This window comes from Myxococcus sp. AS-1-15 (assembly GCF_020037055.1).
Lineage (GTDB): Bacteria > Myxococcota > Myxococcia > Myxococcales > Myxococcaceae > Myxococcus > Myxococcus fulvus.
Genome location: NZ_JAIQDF010000003.1, coordinates 543,708 through 563,118, shown reverse-complemented (window position 1 = coordinate 563,118; position 19,411 = coordinate 543,708). Strand labels below are relative to the sequence as shown.

The window sequence follows — 19,411 nt, the reverse complement described above, 5'->3', positions numbered from 1 at the left end:
TTCCACGATGGAGGCCCGGAGGGTCCGCTCGCTAGCCTCGCTCGGATGACACGATACAGCTGGCGTCTGGGGATGTCTCTGTTGCTTCCTCTCGTGGCCGCGTGCAACGGAGGAGACCCGGGTGAGGAGGACTTCGTCCCGGAGACGGCGGGGGCTTCGCAGGCGCTCGCCTGCGGCACCTCGCTGCACGGCACCATGGGGGACGGCTCTGGCTTCTCCTGTGCGGGGGCCTATACCACCGCGCGTATCGAAGCCCGGGTGAAGGCCAATGCCATCTGTCCCCAGGGTTTCTGCAACGTCGTCGAGACCCGGGGTGACTGCCGGGAGATCGACGACAGGGAGTTCTGGGCGGTCTACACCATGCAGTTCAACTGCTACACGCCCTGACGTCCGGGGACGATGCTGAAACAGCATTGGACGCTCCCGGGCGGGACGGTCACCTTGTCCCGCCATGGGAACTCCACTCTTCAAGGACGCGGAGGTCGAGCGTCTGCGGCTGGCGGGCGCGGCGGCGGCCGGCACGCTCGCCTGGGTCGCGCGGCGGCTGGCGCCGGGCATCTCCACCGAGGACATCAACCAGTGGGTGCGCGAGGACACGGCGCGGCGGGGCGGCATCCCCAGCCAACTGGGCTACCACGGCTTTCCGGCCACGGTCTGCACCAGCCGCAACCACGTCGTCTGTCACGGCGTGCCGGACCCGAACGAGCGGCTGGCGCCTGGTGACATCATCAACGTGGATGTCACCACGAACCTGAATGGCTATCACGGGGACACCTCCGCCACGTTCTGCATCGGCGAGGTGTCCGCGGACGCGAGGCACGTGGTGGACGTGGCCCGCAGGTGTCGGGACATCGGCATCTCCGTGGTGCGCCATGGCGCGAAGCTGGGCGACATCGGCGCGGCCATCCAGGAGCTGGCGGAGAAGGAGGGGTGCAGCATCGTGCGCGAGTTCGGCGGGCACGGCATCGGCCGCTCGATGCACGGGCCTCCTCACGTCGCGCACTTCGGCAAGAAGGGCACGGGCATCACCCTGCGCTCGGGCATGGTCATCACCATCGAGCCGATGGTGAACCTGGGGCGTCCCGACATCCGCATCCTGGAGGACGAGTGGACGGTGGTGACGGTGGACGGCAGCCTCTCCGCGCAGTTCGAGCACACCGTGCTGGTGACGCGCGAGGGCTGCGAGATTCTCACGCCCAATCCGGGCCTCCCGCTCTCAGTGGGTCCGATGCCGGCGTCCGCCGGGGCGCACCCGTGAGCGGGGCTTCGACGCGTCTTCGTTGAGCAGGACGCCTGTCGAGCCCCACCAGCTGAAGGGCCTCGTCGCATGTCTTCGCGCCGGCCTCTTGCGGCTCCAGGGAGGGGAGGTGCCGGAAGGGGGACGTCAAGCTCGCGGACAACAAGCTCCACACGGTAGCGGGTGTCCGTTGAGCGAGAGGGCCGCTCCTGGTCACGGGCGACCGAAGCTTTTCCGCCAGGCGCGTTGAGGTCCCGTCGGCCATGGGGCCGGAGGGCATGTGTCGGGTGAGAGAGGATTCATCCCGTGAGGGCATGTCCTGGCATGAGCACGGGGTGTTGGAGACCGGGCGGAGGTGGCCCTGCCGCCGCGTGGCCTGGGACGGGTGCTAGCATCAGGCGCGAGGGGGGCGGATGCGCGCACGAGCACGCTTGAGTGGAGTGATATTGGGCGCGGTGCTCGTCACCCTGGGCATCTGCGTGTCGGTGCCACCCGGGCGGCGTGAGGCGCCAGCCGCAGAGCCTCTTGCGGTGGCCACGTCCCCATCACCCGCGACGAACGACCCTCCGAAGGCGATGCCGGAGCCCGGGCTCCGTGTGGAGCAGGTGAAGGGCGCGGGTGGAGCGACGGTCCAGGTCGCGGGCCTCGTGCCCCCGGACTCCGCGCTGGCGCGCTTCGCGAAAGACGCGCTGGTGCCGCTGACGGCGGAGGAGCAGGCGCTGCTGCGCGAGGAGTCGGTGGATGACCTGTCCGCGCTCGTGGCGCGCACGGAGCGGGCCTTCATGGACGCCACCCCCGAGACGCGCGCACGGCTGGAGCGGCGCTACCACGCGGCGCTCGACCTGGTCGCGAAGCTCTCCGCCCCTCTCGCGGAGGATGCGCGGGCGCGCGAGGTGGATGCCCGCTACCGGCAGGCGCTCGCGCGGGAGCAGGAGAAGTGGCGAGAGCTCTCGCCCGAGGACCGAGCCCGGGCGCAGGACACGTTCAAGGAATGGTTCTTCCAGGGGGAGCAGACGCGATGAAGGGTTTCATGGGAGCGCTGCGCGCGGTCGTGCTGCTGGCACCGATGTTGGCGTGGGCAGGGCCGCACTACGTGGCCCCGAGGGACTGGGGCAGCTTCATCTGGCTGAGCACCTGGCTGGAGGCCGGACAGAGCTACACGTTCGAGACACGGGAGCTCTCGGGCTCGGCGCCGGACACGGTGCTGCACGTGTTGCGTGACAGGAGCGGCTGGAGCCAGGTGGCGGTGAGCGATGACTGCCTGGGCGGGACGCGCTCGTGCGTGACCTTCGTGGCGCCGGACACGGGCTACTACCGCGTCTGGGTTCGCGCCTACGCGGACGGGCGCGGCGGCACGGCGAGCGTGTACTGCAACAACGAGCGCATCCTGACGAATCAGCCCTTCGGGGGCGTGCCGGTGCTCTTCGCGTGGAATGCGAAGGACACCTTCCGGGCCTCGGCGGCCACGCCGGGAGGTGGAGACCACCTGCTCTTCCTGCTGCGCTCGAACACCGAGTACCTGCAGCACGATGACGACAGCGGCCCCAAGTACTACCCGCTCGTCACCGCGGCGAGCACGCAGAACGTGGGCGCGCAGCGCGTGGTGGTGGGCCGCTTCCCCGGGAGCACGGGCACGGCGAGCTTCATCCACGACGAGGAGCTCTGGTCCACCATCTTCGACGACAATGATGATGACGAGGACGGCCTGTCGGACGCGCTGGAGCCGCTCCTCGGGCTGCAGGTCGACGAGGAGGACTCGGATGGGGACGGCATCCCGGACACGCTGGAGGTGTTCGGCAACGACGGCTTCTCCTTCTCCGAGTGGGGGAGCCCCACGAAGCGGGACATCTTCGTGGAGGTGGACTGGATGCAGCACCCGACGAACCCGTACCTCACCCGGCAGCCCTATGCGGGGCTGGTGGCGGACGCGGCGGCGGTGTTCGCGCAGGACTCGGGTGGGAGCGTGCGGCTGCATGCCTTCATCGACAACCCGCTGCCGTGGAGCGAGGTGGTCTGCTACGGGAGCTGCACGGGCGGCGTGGACTTCTATTCACTGAAGGGCAGCCACTTCTCGTCGACGAACCCGGAGCGCCGGCCGTACTTCCACTATGCGATGTGGGCGTACCGGCACACGAGCCTCAGCACGTGCTCCTCGGGCAAGGCGGAGATGCTGGGCAATGACCTCATCGTCAGCATGGGCTGCTTCAGCAGCCCGAGCATCCAGGAGCAGCGAGGCACCTTCATCCACGAGCTGGGGCACAACCTGGACCTGGACCACAACGGCAACGACGTGGGGGGACAGTACAGCGTGGTGCACGACAGCGTGATGAACTACCGCTACCAGTTCACGGGCGTGAGTCACTCCGGCTGGCATTCGTACTCGTTCGGCGACAACGGCTGCGCGACGTGTGGCTCCTCGCCGAAGTACGAGTGTGTCTCCTGTCGGGACGGGTTCCTCGGATGCAGCTTCCCGGGGTGTGGCTCGTGTGACTGTGACGTGGGTGAGTGGGGCTCGCTGGAGGTCGACTTCACCGACGACGGGGATGCGGATGACGGCGCGGAGCGCGGCGTGAAGCGCTCGCTGCTCACGCGGTACGCGCCGGATGACAAGGGCGGGCCCGCGCGGTTCCAGCCTCGGGTTCCGCACGAGGAGCGCTCGGTGAGCCGCAGGCGTGAGGACGTCCGCCGCAAGCGGGAGCGATTGCTGGCGCGGGGGCGGGTGGAGGGGCGGGACTTCCACGTGTCCGCGGACGGGACGCTGCTGTACGCGGAGTGTCTCTGATGGGCCCGGACCGGAGGCCAGGCGGGACGACGAGACGCGTGCCTCGCGAGGCCTCTCGAAGTGGCCCCGCGCTCATGTTGCGCGTGGAACCGTCCGGGCGATGAAAAGGCATCCGCGATGATGAGGCGAGAGGTCGCATGTGACGGTTGGGGGCGGCCGAGGTGGCGCGCGGCGTCGCGCGTGCTCGTCGCGAGTGGGGGACTGGTGTTGGCGCTCGCCCACACAGCGTGCTTGTCCCGGACAGAGCCCGCGCGGTCGGACGCTGGCGAGTCGTCCACGACAGCGTCAGGTGGGTCCTCGCCTTCTTCGAACGATGGCGGTCGCGCGCCTGTCTCTCGGGAAGCGGGCGCCATGGTCATGGCGTCGCCGGAGGTCCGAACGCCGAGGGCCGCGTCGCCCGCTTGGGGCTCCTCCGCGACGACCGACTCGCATCGGGCCTGTGACGAGCTGTGGCCGGAGGCGAGGGTGGAGGTGGCCTTCAAGGAGGAGCCGGAGACGCTGGCGCTCGAGCGCGAGGGGCCTCGTTTGGAGCGTCAGTTCCAGGTGGCCCGACAGCTGCGAGGCGCCTACCGCCACGCGGACCAGTGGGCTTCGGTCCTCCAGTACGCGAAAGGCGAAGTGCACGGAGGCGTGAGCTACGGGCTCACGGTGCCGGAGGTTTTGGCGGACCTGACCGGGCGCATCTTGACGTGGGCCAGTCATCGCGAGCCCGCGAGCTGTCTGTCCGGTGATGGCGACCAACCCGCGCTCCTCGCGGGTGACACGCTCCGAGACGAACAGGGGCGCTTGCTGTTGCTCACGGTGCCGAGCGCGCCCACGACGCCGGACGGAGAGGTCCTGTTGCCTCCGGGGCTCGTGCCGGAGCTGAAGGTGCACTGGGAGCTGGCGGGCTGTGAAGCGAAGCCGGGCGAGCGGGCCCGTGGCGCGAGGCTGCGCTTCGAGGGACCACGGGGACGCGACTCGGCGCCTGTCACGGTCTCCGTGGGAGAGACGAAGCAGTTGCTGTTGAAGGGCCTCCGCTACGAGGTCCGCGTGGCCAGGGCCCGCGCGGATGCCTCCGACCGCTGCGGCCAGGCCGTGTTCACGCTGTTCCGCGAGGGGCTGCGCGAGCGTCTGTAGAAGGCGCTTCGATGGGACTTCACCCCACCACGTACAGCCGGTGGGGAACGTCTCCCGTCCCGTAGGGGATGATGCGCTCGAAGCGCAGCCCCAGTCGCTCCGCCACGCGGACGGAGGGCACGTTGTCGGGATGGATGATGGCGACCAGCGGAACCTCCGGCAGGTGCAGCCGCGCCTTCTCCAGCGCCACCCGGCTCACCTCGGTCGCGAACCCCGAGCCCCACGTGGACGGGAAGAACCGATAGGCCAGGTTCAACACCGTCCGCCCCTCGAGCGGCTTGTGCCGCACACCTCCGACTCCCACGACGACGCCGGGCGCCTCGCGCCGCTCCACCGCCCAGTACCCCACGCCCCGCTCGGCCCAATCCCCCAGCCACCGCGACAGCAGCTCCCGCGCTTCTTCCCGCGTACTCATCGCGGCGGAGGCATCGACCAGGTTCGTCCTCGGGTCGCTGTGCAGCTCGAACATCGCCTCCACGTCGCTCTCGCGGAAGGCGCGCAGCCGCAGCCGCTCGGTGTCCACCTGCTCCAGACCGTGAATCATGCGCCCATCCTGGTTCAGGGACCTGTCGCCCACCACCGACTTCGCACGCGCACCAGGAGTCTCAGGGCGGCAGGTTCGTCAGCTTGGGGACCGGGAGGCTCGCGAGCGTACTGGCCAGGTCCTGCTTGTGGCGGTGGAACGCCTTCAGGAAGTCGAGCGCGGGCCCGCGGGTCGCCGTGTGCACGTGTGAGGACGCCCACGAGCGCGGCTCCCCGGCACACACGTCGATGGCGTCCAGGAACGGCAGCACATCGTGAACGCCCATCAACAGTCGTACCGGGCGCCTGCCATTCATCACCACGTGGACCTGGCCATCGAAGCCCCGCCGCTTTCCCCAGCCCTGCGCGCACGCGCGCTTGAGGTATGCGTTGAACACCTTCTGTCCCTCCGGCAGGAGCAGCAGCTCGCGGAGCAACCGGGCCAACAACCCCCGCTCGGGGAGATGCCTGCGCTTCGTGCGCAAGCGCCACGCGGGCTGGTGCGCCAGCTCCGCGGTGCTCATGAAGTGCTCCTCGCGGCGAAGGTGCCCGAGCGCATGGGCGCCGATGACACCCTCCGGCACCGTGCCGCGGATCCGACTCAGGCGGGAGTCCCTCGGCTCCTCGGCGGTGCGGTGCTTCGCCCAGCGGATGAACGGGTTCACCTTGTCGGACCGGCGTCGACGGTGCACCACCCAGCCCATCTTCGACGCGGCATCCTCGTCGAGGTCGGCGCAGTCCTCGAAGAGGTCCGGCTCCAGCGCCAGCCGGGAGACGCGGACCCGGACGGCGCGCCGCGTGCTCCGGCTCTGGCTGGCCCGATACCAACGGGCCTGCTCCCGCCACTGCGAGGGCAACAGGCTGCGCGCCATCTGCAAGGACTTCTCGTCGCCGTAGAGCATGTCGCCCCTCTCGCGGGCGCGAGGGACGAAATGCCACGGCATTCCTGACACGGGCGCTACGCCTTCATCGACTCCGGCAGCACCCAGTCCGGCTTGAGCCGCTGGATGACCTTGGCCAGGTTCTCCTTGTCCTGGGCCTTCTCCAGCGCCGCGTCGGGCGTGATGACGTTGTCGCGCACCATGCGCTCCAGGTGCATGTCCAGCGTCTGCATGCCCTGGCCCTGGCCCGCCTGCATCTTGGACGCAATCTGGAAGACCTTGCCCTCGCGAATCATCGCCGCGATGGCCGCGCCGCCCACCAGGATTTCCAGCGCCGCCACGCGGCCCTTGCCGTCCGCCGTCTTGATGAGCTGCTGGGCGACGATGCCCGCAAGGCTCTCCGCGAGCATGCCGCGCACCTGCGCCTGCTCGTCCGCGGGGAACGAGTTGATGATGCGGTCGATGGTCGCCGGGGCGCTGTTGGTGTGCACCGTGGCGAACACCAGCACGCCGAAGCTCGCCAGCTGGAGCGCCAGCTTCATCGTCTCGTTGGTGCGCAGCTCGCCGATGAGGATGACGTTGGGGTCCTCGCGGCCCGCCGAGCGGATGGCCGTGGCGAAGCTCGACGCGTGCGGGCCCACCTCGCGGTGCGTCACCTGCGCCTTCGCGGACTCGTGGACGAACTCCACCGGGTCCTCGATGGTGAGGATGTGCGCCGGGCGCGTCTGGTTGATGTGGTTCACCATGCCCGCGAGCGTGGTGGACTTGCCGCTGCCCGTCGGTCCCGTCACCAGCACCAGGCCGCTGCGGCGCTCGGCCAGCTTGCGCACGATGTCGGGCGTCTTCAGGTCGTCGAGCGTGAGCACCTTGCTCGGAATGGTGCGGAACACCGCGCCCAGGCCCGTCTGCTTGTAGAAGTAGTTCGCGCGAAAGCGCGCCTTCGTCCCGTAGCCGTAGGCGAAGTCGAGGTCCAGCTCCTCGACAATCTGTCGCTTCTGCGCCGGGTTGACGATTTCGAAGAGCAGCCCCTCCAGCTCCTGCGTCGTCAGCGCCGCCTCGCGCAGGGGCGTGAGCTCCCCGCGGATGCGGCCCATGGGGGGATAGCCGACGCTCAGGTGCAGGTCGCTGCCCTTCTGCTCCAGCAGGATGTCGAAGAACTGGGCGATGCGTGGCGTGCTCATCTCAGCCCCCCTTCCTTCCCATCAGCGAGCCCATCTTGCTGAGCAGCCGCGCGCTGTCCTGCGGCGTCTCCGGCGCGGCCACCGCCGTGCCCGGCCTGCGTCCCGTCACCACCGCCTCCAGCTCGTCCGGGTTGTCCACGAAGCCCTTGGCCACCTCCAGCTTCACCTTGCCCGCGCGCACCAGGTCCGCCATCGAGTCCTCGAAGCGGACGATGCCCAGGCTCTTGCCGCGCTGCTGCAGCGAGGGAATCTGGTACGTCTTGTTGTCGCGGATGAGGTTGCCCAGCGCGACGGAGCCCGGCAGCACCTCCGCCGCGGCCACCATGCTCTTGCCGTCCGCGCTCGCCATCAGCCGCTGGCTGACGATGAGGCGCAGGCCGCTCGACAGCGACAGGCGCACCTGCTGCTGGTCCGCGGGCGGGAACAGGTCGATGAGCCGGTCGATGGTCTTCGCCGCGCTCGGCGTGTTCATGGTGCTGATGAGCAGGTGGCCCGTCTCCGCGGCCGCCAGCGCCATGCGCACCGTCTCCGTGTCGCGCAGCTCGCCCACGACGATGACGTCCGGGTCCTCGCGGAGGCTGCCCTTGAGCGCGCTGGCGAAGGTGCGCGTGTGCGCGCCCACCTCGCGCTGGCTGATGAGCGCCTTCTTGCGCGGGTGCACGAACTCGACCGGGTCCTCCACGGTGAGGATGTGGTGGGACGTGTGGCTGTTGATGAGGTCCACCAGCGCCGCCAGGGTGCTCGTCTTGCCATGGCCGGACGGGCCGGTGATGACGATGAGGCCCTGGTGGTGGTGCGTGGCCTTCGCGATGTCCTGGGGCAGGCCGAGCGACTCCAGCGTGGGGATGTCGCGGGCGATGACGCGGAAGGTGCCCTTGAGGCCCGTGCGGTGCCGCGAGACGTTGACGCGGAAGCGCCCCATCTCCGGCGAGTCGAGCGAGAAGTCGCAGCTGCCGTCGCGCTCCAGCACGGCGCGCAGCCGCTCCGGCACCACGGGCAGCAGCATGCCCTCCACGCGCGCGGCGTCGAGCACGCCGCCCTGGGGGACCAGGTCCCCGGCGAGGCGGAAGAGCACGGGGCGCTCGGCCACCACGTGCACGTCGCTGGCGCGCACGCTGCGGCCCTGCTCCAGCACCACCGCCAGGTCCCGGGCCCCACCCGTCAGCCGCGACGCCGCGAGGGTCCGCGCGGCCTCCTGCGTGCCCGCGCTCGAATACCCGCCCTGCGAGGGGGCATACCCGGTCGCGGTGTTCTGCGCCGCCGCGCCCTGTGCGCCGTAGCCCGCCGATGCGCCCGGTGACGAGGCCTGTCCCGCGTCGTGTGCGCCGTAGCCCGCCGAAGCGGGCTGCGCGCCGTAACCCGCTGAAGCGCCCGGCGACGTGGCCTGTCCCGTGGTGCCCTGCGCACCGTAACCGGCCGCCGCGCCCGGTGACGCGGCCTGCGCGCCGTGGCCCCCGGTGGCCACGTTCCTCACAGCCGACTGTGCGCCGTACCCGGCTGCCGCGCTCGTGGCCTGTCCCACACCTTGTGCGGCGTAGCCCGCCGAAGCGGCTTGTCCGCCGTACCCTGCCGCGCCCTGTCCCGCGCCTTGCGCGGAGGCGCCCGCCGAAGCAGCGGCTTGTCCGCCGTACCCTGTCGCGCCCTGCACGGCCGCGGCGGGAGCTCGCGCGGTCGCAGAAGCCGCCGCGGTCGATGCGGCCGGAGCCGCCGCCGTGGCGCCCGCCTCCGCCGCGCGCGACAGCCTCAGGTGCATGAGGTCGCCCCGGCGCTGGGCGGCGATGGACAGCGCGCCCAACCCGTTGGCGTTGACGGACCACTGCGACGGTGAATCCGACACGGTGGAGGCCCGGGCCACGCCCACCATGGCCTGCAGCGCGCGCACGACGTCCTCCGTCGTCACCGCCGCCGGGTCCACCGGCTCATAGCCACTGCTCCCCCGAATCATCGGCGGTCGGCCCGTGGCCAGGGTCAGCTCCGTCACTCCAGGCCGCGACAGATGGCGCAACAGCTCAGCAAGGGGTCTCATGCGGAAGTCGACTCGGGCTGGGGCGAAGCGCGAAGCGCGGGGGTGGTCCGCAGGATAGTCGACAACGCGTCGAATGCGCCCATCCCCCGGTCCATCCTGGTGCTTCTTCCCCCGCGCCACGCCCGCCTGCCGTCGCCACGCGCAGTGGGCCCCACACCCACCTGTCAGCGGTGGACGGAGTCGATTCGCCAGGGTGGGGGAGGGGGCTCCGGGGCCCCTGAGGGCCCGCTCGGAGCGAGGGCGGGAGGCAAGCGGCCTCCCGCCAGGTACACCATGGGCGCGGGACTACAGCTCGCGCGACATCAGGAGCCGCAGCTTGCCGGACTTCTTGGACACCACCGTGGCCACGGTGGTGAAGCCCGCCTTGCGGTAGAAGCCCACCGCGGGCGCGTTGGACGGGTCCACGCGCAGGGCAATGGTCTTGCGGTACATGTCCCGCGCGGCCCGGAGCGCCTGCTCCAGCACCACCATCCCCAGACCCTTCTTGCGCAGCTCCGGCTTCACCACGATGTTGCGCAGGTAGGCAGCGCCGGGCACCGGGCCGTCGCGCTCCACCGTGACGTAGCCGACGATCTGGCTCTGCAGCCGGGCCACGTGGATGAAGGGCTTGAGCTGGGTCAGGGCCTTGAGGCTGTCCTCCTGCGTCTCACCCCGGCTCTTCCAGGGTTCGGAGCTGGCGCGCAGGGCCGCCACCGCCGTCATGTCCTCGTCGGTGGGCAGGGTGAACTTCACCGCCGCCATCAGGTCGTTGGGGAGGCCCACCACATCCAGCACCGGGGCTGGGGCCATCTCCACGCCCGGGTCCACCTGCTTCATCGTCATCGCCATCTCCTCCGTCGCGCTGCGATCCTAACCGCACCCCCGCCACCGGTGCACGCGGTGATTCCGCGCACATTGTCTTCTCAAGTGAGGAGTTTGCCTCCCCCTGGCACGAGAGGGTCGGATTCGGGTCAACCCCACCTTCGCCGGCGCCATTCCAGGGCAGAGGCCCCGCTTCCACGGCCGCCATCCGGCCGGCCTTCCGCGAAGCAGGCGTTCCCACTATAAAAACCCTGGTCGTCACCGGAGGGCTGGCCTCTCCTCCCCTCGACTCCGCCTGCCCGAGCACCCCTTGCAACTGAACCACGCCCAGCGCGAGCTGACGCTCAAGATCGTCTACTACGGTCCCGGACTCAGCGGGAAGACGACGAACCTGCGTCAGCTCCACGCCCGCGCGTACCCGGAGGTCCGGGGGCGGTTGCTGACGGTGGACACACACGACGACCGGACGCTGTTCTTCGATCTGCTGCCTGTCTTCTTCTCCACGTCCTCGGGCTTCAAGGTGAAGGTGAAGCTCTTCACGGTGCCCGGGCAGGTCATCCACAACGCGACCCGGCGCATCGTGCTGCAGGGGGCCGACGCGGTGGTGTTCATCGCGGACAGCCGGCACAGCGCGACGGCGGAGAACAACGCCTACTGGCGCAACCTGCAGGACAACATGAAGGAGAACGGGCTGGACCCCGCGCAGGTGCCCGTCGTCATCCAGTTCAACAAGCGGGACCTGCCCGACGCGCGCACGGACGCGGAGCTGGAGGAGGCGCGCAAGCGCGGCGGCGAGGCCGTGGTGGGCGCGGTGGCCCTCAAGGGCGAGGGCGTGCTGGAGACCTTCCACGCCGTGGCGCAGGCGGCCTACCGGCGGCTGGACGCGCGCGCGCACCTGGCGCGCAACGTGGGCCTCACCGAGGCGGAGTTCCTGTCCCAGGTCTTCGGCCGCATGGACCTGTCGGGCACCGCGCTGGCCGGGCGCTACGCCGCCGTCACCCGCGATGAGCAGGTGGGGGGCGGGCGATGAGCGGCTATCAGGGCAGCGTGCCCCCGGAGGGCTCGCGCCGCGAGTCCGTGCTCCAGCGCCGGCTGTCCCTGGGAGAGATGCTGGACCTCCCGTCGTTCTCGGAGGTGGTGAAGAGCTTCAGCGAGCTGTACCGCGTGGGCATCAAGGTGCTCGACGCGCGCGGCACCAAGCTGGCCGACGTGAAGGTGGGCCACGGCGACTTCTGCGCGTACGTCTTCTCCTTCCCGGACGGCCGCTCGCGCTGCACCGCCACCGTGGCGCGCGTGAAGGACGGCCCCGTCGTCCCGCTCAACGGCGCGCGCGTGGCCCAGGGCGACGGCGCGGAGGAGGCGGGCCTCATCGCGCTGCCGTGCTTCACCGGCCTGCGCTACCTGGTGATGCCCGTGCGCTGGGAGGGCGACTTCCTGGGCCGCGTCATCCTGGGGCCCTTCACCCCCGAGGAGCTGGGCGACTTCCCGGACACGCTCACGGACATCCCCGCGCTGGAGCTCACGCGCGCCCAGGAGCTGGTGTCCAAGGTGCGCCGCGCGCCCGAGCGCACCGTGGTGCAGGTGCTGACGCACTTCGGTCAGGTGCTCGCCGCGCTCGTCGCCAGCGGCCACCGCACCTACCTGACGACGCAGCTGCACATCGAGGCGATGCTGGAGACGCACCGCGAGCTGGAGGCGCAGAACTCGCGTCTGGCGCAGGTGAACACGCGCCTCAAGGAGCTGGACCGGCTCAAATCCACCTTCCTGGGCACGGTGAGCCACGAGCTGCGCACGCCCCTGGCGTCCATCATCGGCTACTCGGAGATGCTCGCCGAGGGCCTGGCCGGCGTGCTCAACCCCGAGCAGCTGCTCTACGTGCGCACCATCGTCGAGAAGGGCGAGTCGCTGCTCAACCTCATCTCGTCCATCCTCGACCTGAGCCAGATTGAAGCCGGCAAGCTGCGGCTGTCGGTGGGGCCGGTGGACCTGGCCAGCGTCATCCAGACGGCGGTCTCCAGCGTGCTGCCCCAGGCGCAGAGAAAGGGCGTGGAGCTGGAGGTGCGCCTGCCGCCCGTGCCCAGGCCCCGGCTGGCGGGCGACGCGGACAAGCTGCGCCAGGTGCTGGTGAACCTGCTCGCCAACGCGCTGAAGTTCACGTCGTCCGGAGGGCGGGTGTCGGTGGTGATGTCGGAGGCGGGCGTCCAGGACGCGCTGGGCCTCACCGGCTACCGCGTCTGCGTGGAGGACACCGGCGTGGGCATCCGCGAGGACCAGTTCGAGCGCATCTTCCAGAGCTTCTATCAGGTGGACGGCAGCTCCACGCGCGAGCACGGCGGCGCGGGGCTGGGCCTGGCCATCGTGAAGAGCCTGGTGGAGGGCCACGGCGGCAAGGTGTTCGTGGAGAGCGAGTTCGGGCGCGGCTCGCGCTTCACGGTGGTGCTGCCCATGCAGCCGCCCATCCCCGAGCACGGCCTGCTGGCCGCCCCCGCGCCCGTGCCCGAGCTGCCCCCGGGGCCCGACCGCTTCTGACGCGGGAGGTCGACCGGGACCGTGCCTTCCCGGGCGCGGGATGTGGCGCGTCGTGGACGTGTCACACGCAATCCCCCCGGAAGGCATCGCCCGGGCGTATTGTCCGCGCCCATGCTCACCGGACGTCCTTCCGCCGCTTCCTACGTGCTCATCGATGCGGAGAACATCGACTGGGCCGTCTCCAACGTCGTCGGCCGTAAACCCGAGTCGCAGGACCGCGTGCAGTTCGACCGTCTGGTCGCCTTCTGCGAGACGTACTTCCCCGCGCCCGTGCGCTGCGTGGTGGTGCTCAACGCGCGCGGCGAGCAGCTGCCCGACGTGATGATTGGCTTCATCCGCGCGCTGAAGTCCGCCGGCTGCGAGGTGGCGCTGCTCTACGGACGGCCGGACCAGAAGGTGGTGGACCTGGGCATCCTCAAGCTCCTGGAGACCATCCGCACCCAGCGGCCCAAGGCGGCCGTGGGTCTGGCCAGCCACGACGGCGGTGACTTCGCCGAGGCCCTCAAGCCCATGCTCGAGGAGAAGCGCCAGGTGGCCGTGCTCGGCCTGCGCGAGTACGTCAGCCAGCGCTTCCGGGACCTGGTCCCCGCGGGCCTCAAGATTGTCGACCTGGAGCTCAACGCGAAGGTGTTCCAGCGCCCGCTGCCCCGGCTCCTGCCGGTCAACGTGGACGAGTTCGACCCGATGCTGTTCGTCTAGCGCGCCGCTCCCCGCGCACCGCCGGCCGGAGCCCCACCGAGGGCCCGGCCGACTTTCCACACGCTTCGCGAGCCGCGCCCCTCGCCGTGCGCGTCGCGCTTGCGGATGGTTAACGATGGCGTTAAATATTGCCCCAGCGGTTAACGATTCGTTCGCCAAGGAGACACGCCATGAAGCCGGTTCCCGAGGGGTTCTCACGCATCAGTCCCGGGCTGTTCTACGAGGACGCGCCCAAGGCCATCGACTGGTTGGAGAAGGCCTTCGGCTTCCAGACGCGGCTGAAGGTGGAGGGCGCGCCGGGCGTCATCGTCCACTCGGAGCTCGTGTATGGCGAGGCCGTCATCCTGGTGAACTCGGTCTCCCCCAAGTTCCCGGGCCGCACGACGGGGAGCACGAGCGCGTGCTACCTGATGGTGTACGTGGATGACGTGGACGCGCACTGCGCGCGGGCCAAGGCCGCGGGCGCCCGGATCACCCAGGAGCCGAAGACCACGGACTACGGCGAGGACTACTGGACGGACCGGGGCTACGGCGCCGAGGACCTGGAGGGCCACTCCTGGTGGTTCGCCCAGCGGATGTCCTCCAAGGGCTGACGCCATGGGAGCCGCCCGTCGCCTGGATGAGACCTTCGCCGCGCTGGCCGACCCCACCCGTCGAGGGGTCATCGACCTGCTCTGCGAGGAGCCCCGGCGCGCGGGCGAACTGGCCGCCGCCTTCGACATGTCCGCGCCCGCCATGTCCCGTCACCTGCGCGTGCTGCGCAAGACGGGGCTGGTGGAGGAGGAGGCCCTCGAGGACGACGCCCGGGTGAAGGTGTACCGGCTGCGCCCCGAGCGCTTCGGGGAGCTGCGCGCGTGGCTCGACGAGGTGGAGTCCTTCTGGAGCGACCAGCTCTCCGCCTTCAAGGCCCACGCCGAACGCACCCGCAAGAAGACCTGAGCCTCGAGGCCCCGAGATGACGACGCCGCAGACCGCCCGCGTGACGACCTTCCTCCGCCTGGAGCCCCAGGTGGCCTTCGAAGTCTTCACCGAGGAGACCAACCTCTGGTGGCGCAAGGGGCCCCGCTTCCGGGGCTCCCGCTCGCCCGACAGCGTGGTGCGCTTCGAGGGCGGCGCCGGAGGCCGGCTGGTGGAGGAGGACGCCGAGGGCGTCTTCGAGATTGGCCGCGTGCTGGCGTGGGAGCCGGGCCTCCACCTGCGCTTCGAGTGGCGCGGCAGGAACTTCGCGCCCGGCGAGCTCACCGAGGTGGAGGTGCGCTTCGAGTCCGCCGAGGGCGGCACCCGCGTCGTCCTGGAGCACCGCGGCTGGGAGTCGCTGCGCCCCGACCACCCCGTGCGTCATGGCCAGGACGTCGCCGCCTTCCTCGCGATGATGGGCCTGTGGTGGGCGGGCCTCACCACCGCGCTGCGCACCGTGGCCTCCCGCCCGACGCCACGCGTTGAATGACTGTCAGCGATTAGCCCTGTCATAAAATTCCAGATGCCGCCCTCGCGGGCATGTATGCTGTTGGCGTCCGAACGTGTGGCCCCGAGCCCCGTCGCGCGCGCCTGCCCGCGGACAACCCTCTGACACATGTCTCGCGTACTCACCGGACGCGCCCTCGCGTGCGTCCGGGACGCGGGCGCGCGTGTCCGCTCGGGACCCGGCGCGTCCGCTCCTGACGCCGCGTGCGTCCCATTGGGTGCGCCTGCGCGTGCAGTCTTGACGCACCCAGGGTCAAGTCTTCACATGTCGTGGGAATTCCGTAGAGCACCCGCATGGATGGCTGGGTGGGATTTGTGGTGAATCCGATTCTGTCTTGTAAATATTTGTTGAATGCTTCATAAGGGCGCGCGTTGGACAGACGTGGTGAAACCAGTTGTGTCAATCCGAAGAGGGGGAGCATATGGACAAGCGCATCCGGCGCTCGTGTCTTGCTTTGGCATCGATTCTGGCTCTCGCCGGCTGTAGCACGCAGGAGGACGTGGTGGAGGCCGAGGCCCCACCCGCCGCGCGGCCCGCGCCGTTGCACTCCGAGCGCGGCGGCATCGGCCTCTTGCTCGCCTCCGGCGACAAGTCGGCGATGAACACGGTGACGGTCAACACGTTCCGCTCGCTCATCGTCACCGAGACGGCCATCGTCAACAACTTCTCCCTGCGCGAGGTCATGGACCAGCTCGCCGTGCAGAGCGGCGTGGCGGGGATGACGGGCCTCAAGCTCTACCGCCAGCTCTGGGACACGCAGAACCCGACGCCGGGGCAGATCAACCCGAACCAGCACTGCAACGACCAGATGTCGGGCTCGCAGTCCGTCTTCAACAGCTTCCCGTACCAGTGCCGCAATGCGGAGGGCGCCCAGGCCGGCCAGGACCCGTTCAACGTCGCGACGCAGGGCTACCGGGCGGTGGGCCTGTTCAACCGCTTCGACCTGGCGCCCGCGGACGGCTCCAACTGCGGCGAGTACCGCATCGTCTTCGCGCGCAGGTCCGGAGAGACCAACGCCGGCCAGCGCAACTTCATGATCTTCGAGGCCGTGCTGCCCAACCCCCACCAGGACGAGGGGCTGGACGGGTGCCTGCCGGTGGCGGAGTTCTGGCAGCGGCTGACGACCAACCCGGATGTGGCCTCGCGCACCCAGCAGCTGCGGGCGTTCTATCTGCAGGGCCTGCCGGGCTTCCGGCCGGTGGTGCACATCGACAACTACGGCGCGGACCCGGCGACCGTCGCGGGCCAGATTCGCACCAACCAGTTCATGCAGGCCAACTGGCTCTTGCGTGAGTTCAAGCTGCAGAAGACGTGTCTGGCCGGCACGTGCACGTCGCTGAGGGCCATCCTCTCCACGGACAAGGTGAACCCGTTCGGCCCGCTGTTCAGCCCGACGTCCACGCACGCCCGGGCCGAGGACTTCCGCTTCTTCTTCGCCAGCCAGGTGGAGGCGCTGGCGCGCAACGACGTCAACCTCTTCAACATGGACGTGCAGGACCAGTTCAACGCGGGCCAGTCCGACGCGCAGGGCACGGAGAACAACTACACCTTCCACTTCGGCAACAACGCCTCCGCGCTGCGCACGCTCATCCAGAACGAGCTCACCCGCATCGGCAGCACGCTGACGCCCAACCAGATTGTGTCCCGCGCCAAGGCGCTGTCGTGCGCGGGCTGCCACGACCTGAGCAACGGCAACAACCTGGGCGGCGGCGTGGTGTGGCCCGCCTCGCTGGGCTTCACCCACGTGAGCGAGCTGACGGAGGAGGGGCCCGAGGGCACGCGCTTCCGCATCTCCCCGGCGCTCACCAACGTCTTCCTGCCGCACAGGAAGGCCGTCCTGGAGGAGTACCTGAGCCGCCCGCGCCCGTGCCACAACGTGTGCAACCCGGGCAACCCCATCGCCACCCACTGCTCGCCGTGCGCGGCGGCGGTGTGCGAGGGCGACCCGTTCTGCTGCTCGGGCTCCTGGGACGTCATCTGCGTGGAGGCGGCGCAGGACGTCTGCGGCCTGGCCTGCAACGCGCAGTAGTCAGCGACTCCAGGTGTCCCGGCGGGCGGTCGTCGCACCCCCGCGCCCGTCGGGACGCCTGGCCGTAGCGGTCATGCGCGGGCCTTTCGGCAGACAGGCCCGCCCTGGGGGGCAGCGGTCCACACGCAGGTCTGAGTGTCGTCGGTGTGGTTGTCGTCGTCGGCAGTCCACTGCAGCAGAGGGGGTTACACATGAAGCCGTGCTCGCGTTTCTCGGTGCCTGTTACCGCGGCCCTGCCGCTCGTCGCGCTCGCGACGTCCGCCTGGGCCGGCCCGTTGCGCTCCCCGGACCGGGGGTTGGACGGGGCCACGCTGGTGGAGGACTCGCAGTACATGCGCCGCGTCTTCGAGGAGAAGACCCGGGGCGCCGGTGGCGAGAGCATCGCCATCGACCTGGCCGACCCGGCCCAGTACCGCTTCGTGATGAACCGCCTGCGCGGCTCCGGGAAGACGGTCGCCAATTCGCCCCGGCTCTTCGAGCGGCTGGCGCTGGCGCAGAGGAAGGCCCTGGCGCACCAGGCCGCGGGCACGCAGGCCGCGCCGCTGGCCAACAACTGGGGCTGTGACCACTTCCTCAACCTGACCCGCGGCGTCACCAGCGGCTCGGTGCGCGTCTACGAGAGCAACCCCTGGGCCGCGTGCCTCAACGGCGCCAGCTACGTGTACACGGACATCGTCGCCTTCAACGCGAACAACGCGGAGACGCAGACGACGGTGGTGGACTCGGCCTCCGGCGAGGAGTACGCGGCCGGCCAGAGCTTCGACGACGTCATCGTGCGGCCGGCCATCCCGGTGAACCAGGACCGGCAGGTCATCCTCGACTCGATGATGATCGCCATGAACGAGAACACGGGTGAGGAGGTCGTCACCTTCGTGCGCGGCCAGTCGAGCACGACGACGGGCGGCGCGGACCTGGCGCTCGAGCACCCGCGCCTGTCGGTGCCCAACAGCGGCAAGCTGAACACGGAGCTGTGCCAGATGCGCGGCGGCATCGACTGTGACTACGCCGCGGTGGGCGCCACGCTGGCGCCCTCGGGGGCCAACACCCCGACGAGCATCGCGCTGCGCAACCCCGCCGTGACGGCCTCGTGGGTGGGGGATGCCAGCAACAACTTCCCCCTGACGCGCGCGTGGGACTGGAGCCACGTCTACGTGCCCACCAAGTTCACCTTCAACGCGGGCAGCAAGAACGGCATCGCCTGCGTCATCAAGGAGATCCTCCCGGGCTCGAAGGTGCGCCTGGTCAAGCCCATCACGGGCGGCACCTGCATGAGCCAGGCGGACCTGACGCCCTTCCTCACCAGCTCCATCAACAGCCAGACGGCGAACGTGACGCTGCTGGCGGACCTGACGCGGGAGACGTCCATCGCGGGCACGGGCGTCGAGAACTGCGCGATGCAGACCATCATCAACCAGCCGGTGGAGTACGTCATCACGGTGAGCACCAAGGTGAACTGCGGCACGGCGGCGAACACGCCGGCCTCGGTGACGGTGCGCATGCTGTCCGACTCGCGCTATCGCTATGGTGTGCAGGTGTGGAACTCCTGCATGGCGGAGGGCACGCAGGTGGTGCTGGCCGATGGCAGCGTCGTCCCGGTGGAGTCGGTGAAGCGCGGCCAGCGCATCGTGACGAACGCGAAGGGTGACACGCTCACCGTGCGCGACGTCCAGGTGGGTGGCGAGCGCGACGCGATGGTGAACCTGCGTGACGACAAGGGCCACGCGGTCAGCCTGACCGACAAGCACCCGGTCATCATGGCGGATGGCAGGCCGCTGGCGGCCGGCAAGCTGAAGGTGGCGGACCAGGTCAGCACCCGCGAGGGCGTGGCCACGCTGACCTCCGTCACGCGCGAGAAGTACACGGGCAAGGTCTACAACTTCAGCCTGGGGACGACCGAGGAGCTGGCGCGCGCGGGGAAGCACGCGAACACGATGTTCGCCAACGGCTTCCGCGTGGGTGACAACGCGATGCAGGGCGAGCTGACGGCGCCCGTGGCGGACTCGCGCGAGACGCTCGAGCGTCTGCCGGCCTCGTGGCACAAGGACTACGCCCTGGCCCCCGCGTTCGTGGCGGGGCAGCGCTAGCTCGCGGTTTCGAGGAACGAAGCACCGCCGCCCCACCGACGCGCCTGGCGCCGGTG

The 19,411-nt window shown here is 70.0% G+C and carries 18 protein-coding genes; 13 read left to right on the top strand and 5 right to left on the bottom strand.

What is annotated here, in order from left to right:
* Positions 1-72: 72 nt before the first annotated feature.
* The 5 genes from K8625_RS11780 to K8625_RS11760 all read left to right on the top strand — a co-directional run bounded on the left by K8625_RS11780 (position 73) and on the right by K8625_RS11760 (position 5,138).
* Positions 73-387 carry a hypothetical protein gene (locus tag K8625_RS11780; protein ID WP_223750675.1) on the top strand — a complete coding sequence of 105 codons (315 nt, stop codon included), beginning with the start codon at positions 73-75 and terminating at the stop codon, positions 385-387.
* Between the two features lie 64 nt (positions 388-451).
* On the top strand, positions 452-1,258 hold the full coding sequence (gene map / locus K8625_RS11775; protein WP_223750676.1) for a type I methionyl aminopeptidase: 807 nt from the start codon (positions 452-454) through the stop codon (positions 1,256-1,258).
* 419 nt (positions 1,259-1,677) lie between these two features.
* Complete coding sequence (locus tag K8625_RS11770; RefSeq protein ID WP_223782904.1) at positions 1,678-2,259, top strand: hypothetical protein; 582 nt, start codon at positions 1,678-1,680, stop codon at positions 2,257-2,259.
* Positions 2,256-4,019, top strand: a complete 1,764-nt coding sequence (locus tag K8625_RS11765) for a hypothetical protein (protein ID WP_223782765.1) — start codon at positions 2,256-2,258, stop codon at positions 4,017-4,019. Before K8625_RS11770 ends, K8625_RS11765 begins: the two co-directional genes overlap by 4 nt.
* 351 nt (positions 4,020-4,370) lie before the next feature.
* A complete protein-coding gene (locus K8625_RS11760; protein WP_223782764.1) occupies positions 4,371-5,138 on the top strand; it encodes a hypothetical protein in 768 nt (255 codons plus the stop codon).
* A gap of 19 nt (positions 5,139-5,157) precedes the next feature.
* On the opposite strand, the gene K8625_RS11755 is transcribed toward K8625_RS11760, so the two are convergent.
* The 5 genes from K8625_RS11755 to K8625_RS11735 all read right to left on the bottom strand — a co-directional run bounded on the left by K8625_RS11755 (position 5,158) and on the right by K8625_RS11735 (position 10,570).
* The gene (locus K8625_RS11755; protein WP_141326689.1) at positions 5,158-5,682 is read right to left on the bottom strand and encodes a GNAT family N-acetyltransferase; all 525 of its coding nucleotides are present in this window, start codon (positions 5,680-5,682) and stop codon (positions 5,158-5,160) included.
* Positions 5,683-5,743: 61 nt separating this feature from the next.
* Positions 5,744-6,562, bottom strand: coding sequence for a hypothetical protein (locus tag K8625_RS11750; protein ID WP_223782763.1), 819 nt, complete (start codon positions 6,560-6,562; stop codon positions 5,744-5,746).
* A 56-nt stretch (positions 6,563-6,618) separates the two neighbouring features.
* Positions 6,619-7,722 (bottom strand): type IV pilus twitching motility protein PilT, encoded by a 1,104-nt coding sequence (locus K8625_RS11745; RefSeq protein ID WP_223782762.1) that lies wholly within the window; start codon positions 7,720-7,722, stop codon positions 6,619-6,621.
* Between the two features lies 1 nt (position 7,723).
* Positions 7,724-9,748: a type IV pilus twitching motility protein PilT gene (locus tag K8625_RS11740; protein WP_223782761.1), complete on the bottom strand. Its 2,025-nt coding sequence runs from the start codon at positions 9,746-9,748 to the stop codon at positions 7,724-7,726.
* 285 nt (positions 9,749-10,033) lie between these two features.
* The gene (locus K8625_RS11735) at positions 10,034-10,570 is read right to left on the bottom strand and encodes an N-acetyltransferase (RefSeq protein ID WP_141331932.1); all 537 of its coding nucleotides are present in this window, start codon (positions 10,568-10,570) and stop codon (positions 10,034-10,036) included.
* Positions 10,571-10,859: 289 nt separating this feature from the next.
* Between K8625_RS11735 and K8625_RS11730 the strand changes: the two genes are divergently transcribed.
* From K8625_RS11730 to K8625_RS11695, 8 genes are all read left to right on the top strand, one after another.
* Positions 10,860-11,579: an ATP/GTP-binding protein gene (locus K8625_RS11730; RefSeq protein ID WP_223750683.1), complete on the top strand. Its 720-nt coding sequence runs from the start codon at positions 10,860-10,862 to the stop codon at positions 11,577-11,579.
* The gene (locus K8625_RS11725) at positions 11,576-13,078 is read left to right on the top strand and encodes an ATP-binding protein (protein ID WP_223750684.1); all 1,503 of its coding nucleotides are present in this window, start codon (positions 11,576-11,578) and stop codon (positions 13,076-13,078) included. Before K8625_RS11730 ends, K8625_RS11725 begins: the two co-directional genes overlap by 4 nt.
* A 111-nt stretch (positions 13,079-13,189) precedes the next feature.
* A complete protein-coding gene (locus K8625_RS11720; RefSeq protein WP_046716512.1) occupies positions 13,190-13,777 on the top strand; it encodes an NYN domain-containing protein in 588 nt (195 codons plus the stop codon).
* A gap of 170 nt (positions 13,778-13,947) precedes the next feature.
* Positions 13,948-14,370 (top strand): VOC family protein, encoded by a 423-nt coding sequence (locus K8625_RS11715; RefSeq protein WP_223750685.1) that lies wholly within the window; start codon positions 13,948-13,950, stop codon positions 14,368-14,370.
* A 4-nt stretch (positions 14,371-14,374) separates the two neighbouring features.
* Positions 14,375-14,716: a helix-turn-helix transcriptional regulator gene (locus K8625_RS11710; RefSeq protein WP_223750686.1), complete on the top strand. Its 342-nt coding sequence runs from the start codon at positions 14,375-14,377 to the stop codon at positions 14,714-14,716.
* Between the two features lie 16 nt (positions 14,717-14,732).
* Positions 14,733-15,224: an SRPBCC domain-containing protein gene (locus tag K8625_RS11705; RefSeq protein ID WP_223782760.1), complete on the top strand. Its 492-nt coding sequence runs from the start codon at positions 14,733-14,735 to the stop codon at positions 15,222-15,224.
* A 439-nt stretch (positions 15,225-15,663) separates the two neighbouring features.
* Positions 15,664-17,271: a hypothetical protein gene (locus tag K8625_RS11700; protein WP_223750688.1), complete on the top strand. Its 1,608-nt coding sequence runs from the start codon at positions 15,664-15,666 to the stop codon at positions 17,269-17,271.
* A 191-nt stretch (positions 17,272-17,462) separates the two neighbouring features.
* Positions 17,463-19,355 carry a Hint domain-containing protein gene (locus tag K8625_RS11695; RefSeq protein WP_223782759.1) on the top strand — a complete coding sequence of 631 codons (1,893 nt, stop codon included), beginning with the start codon at positions 17,463-17,465 and terminating at the stop codon, positions 19,353-19,355.
* Positions 19,356-19,411 lie beyond the last annotated feature (56 nt).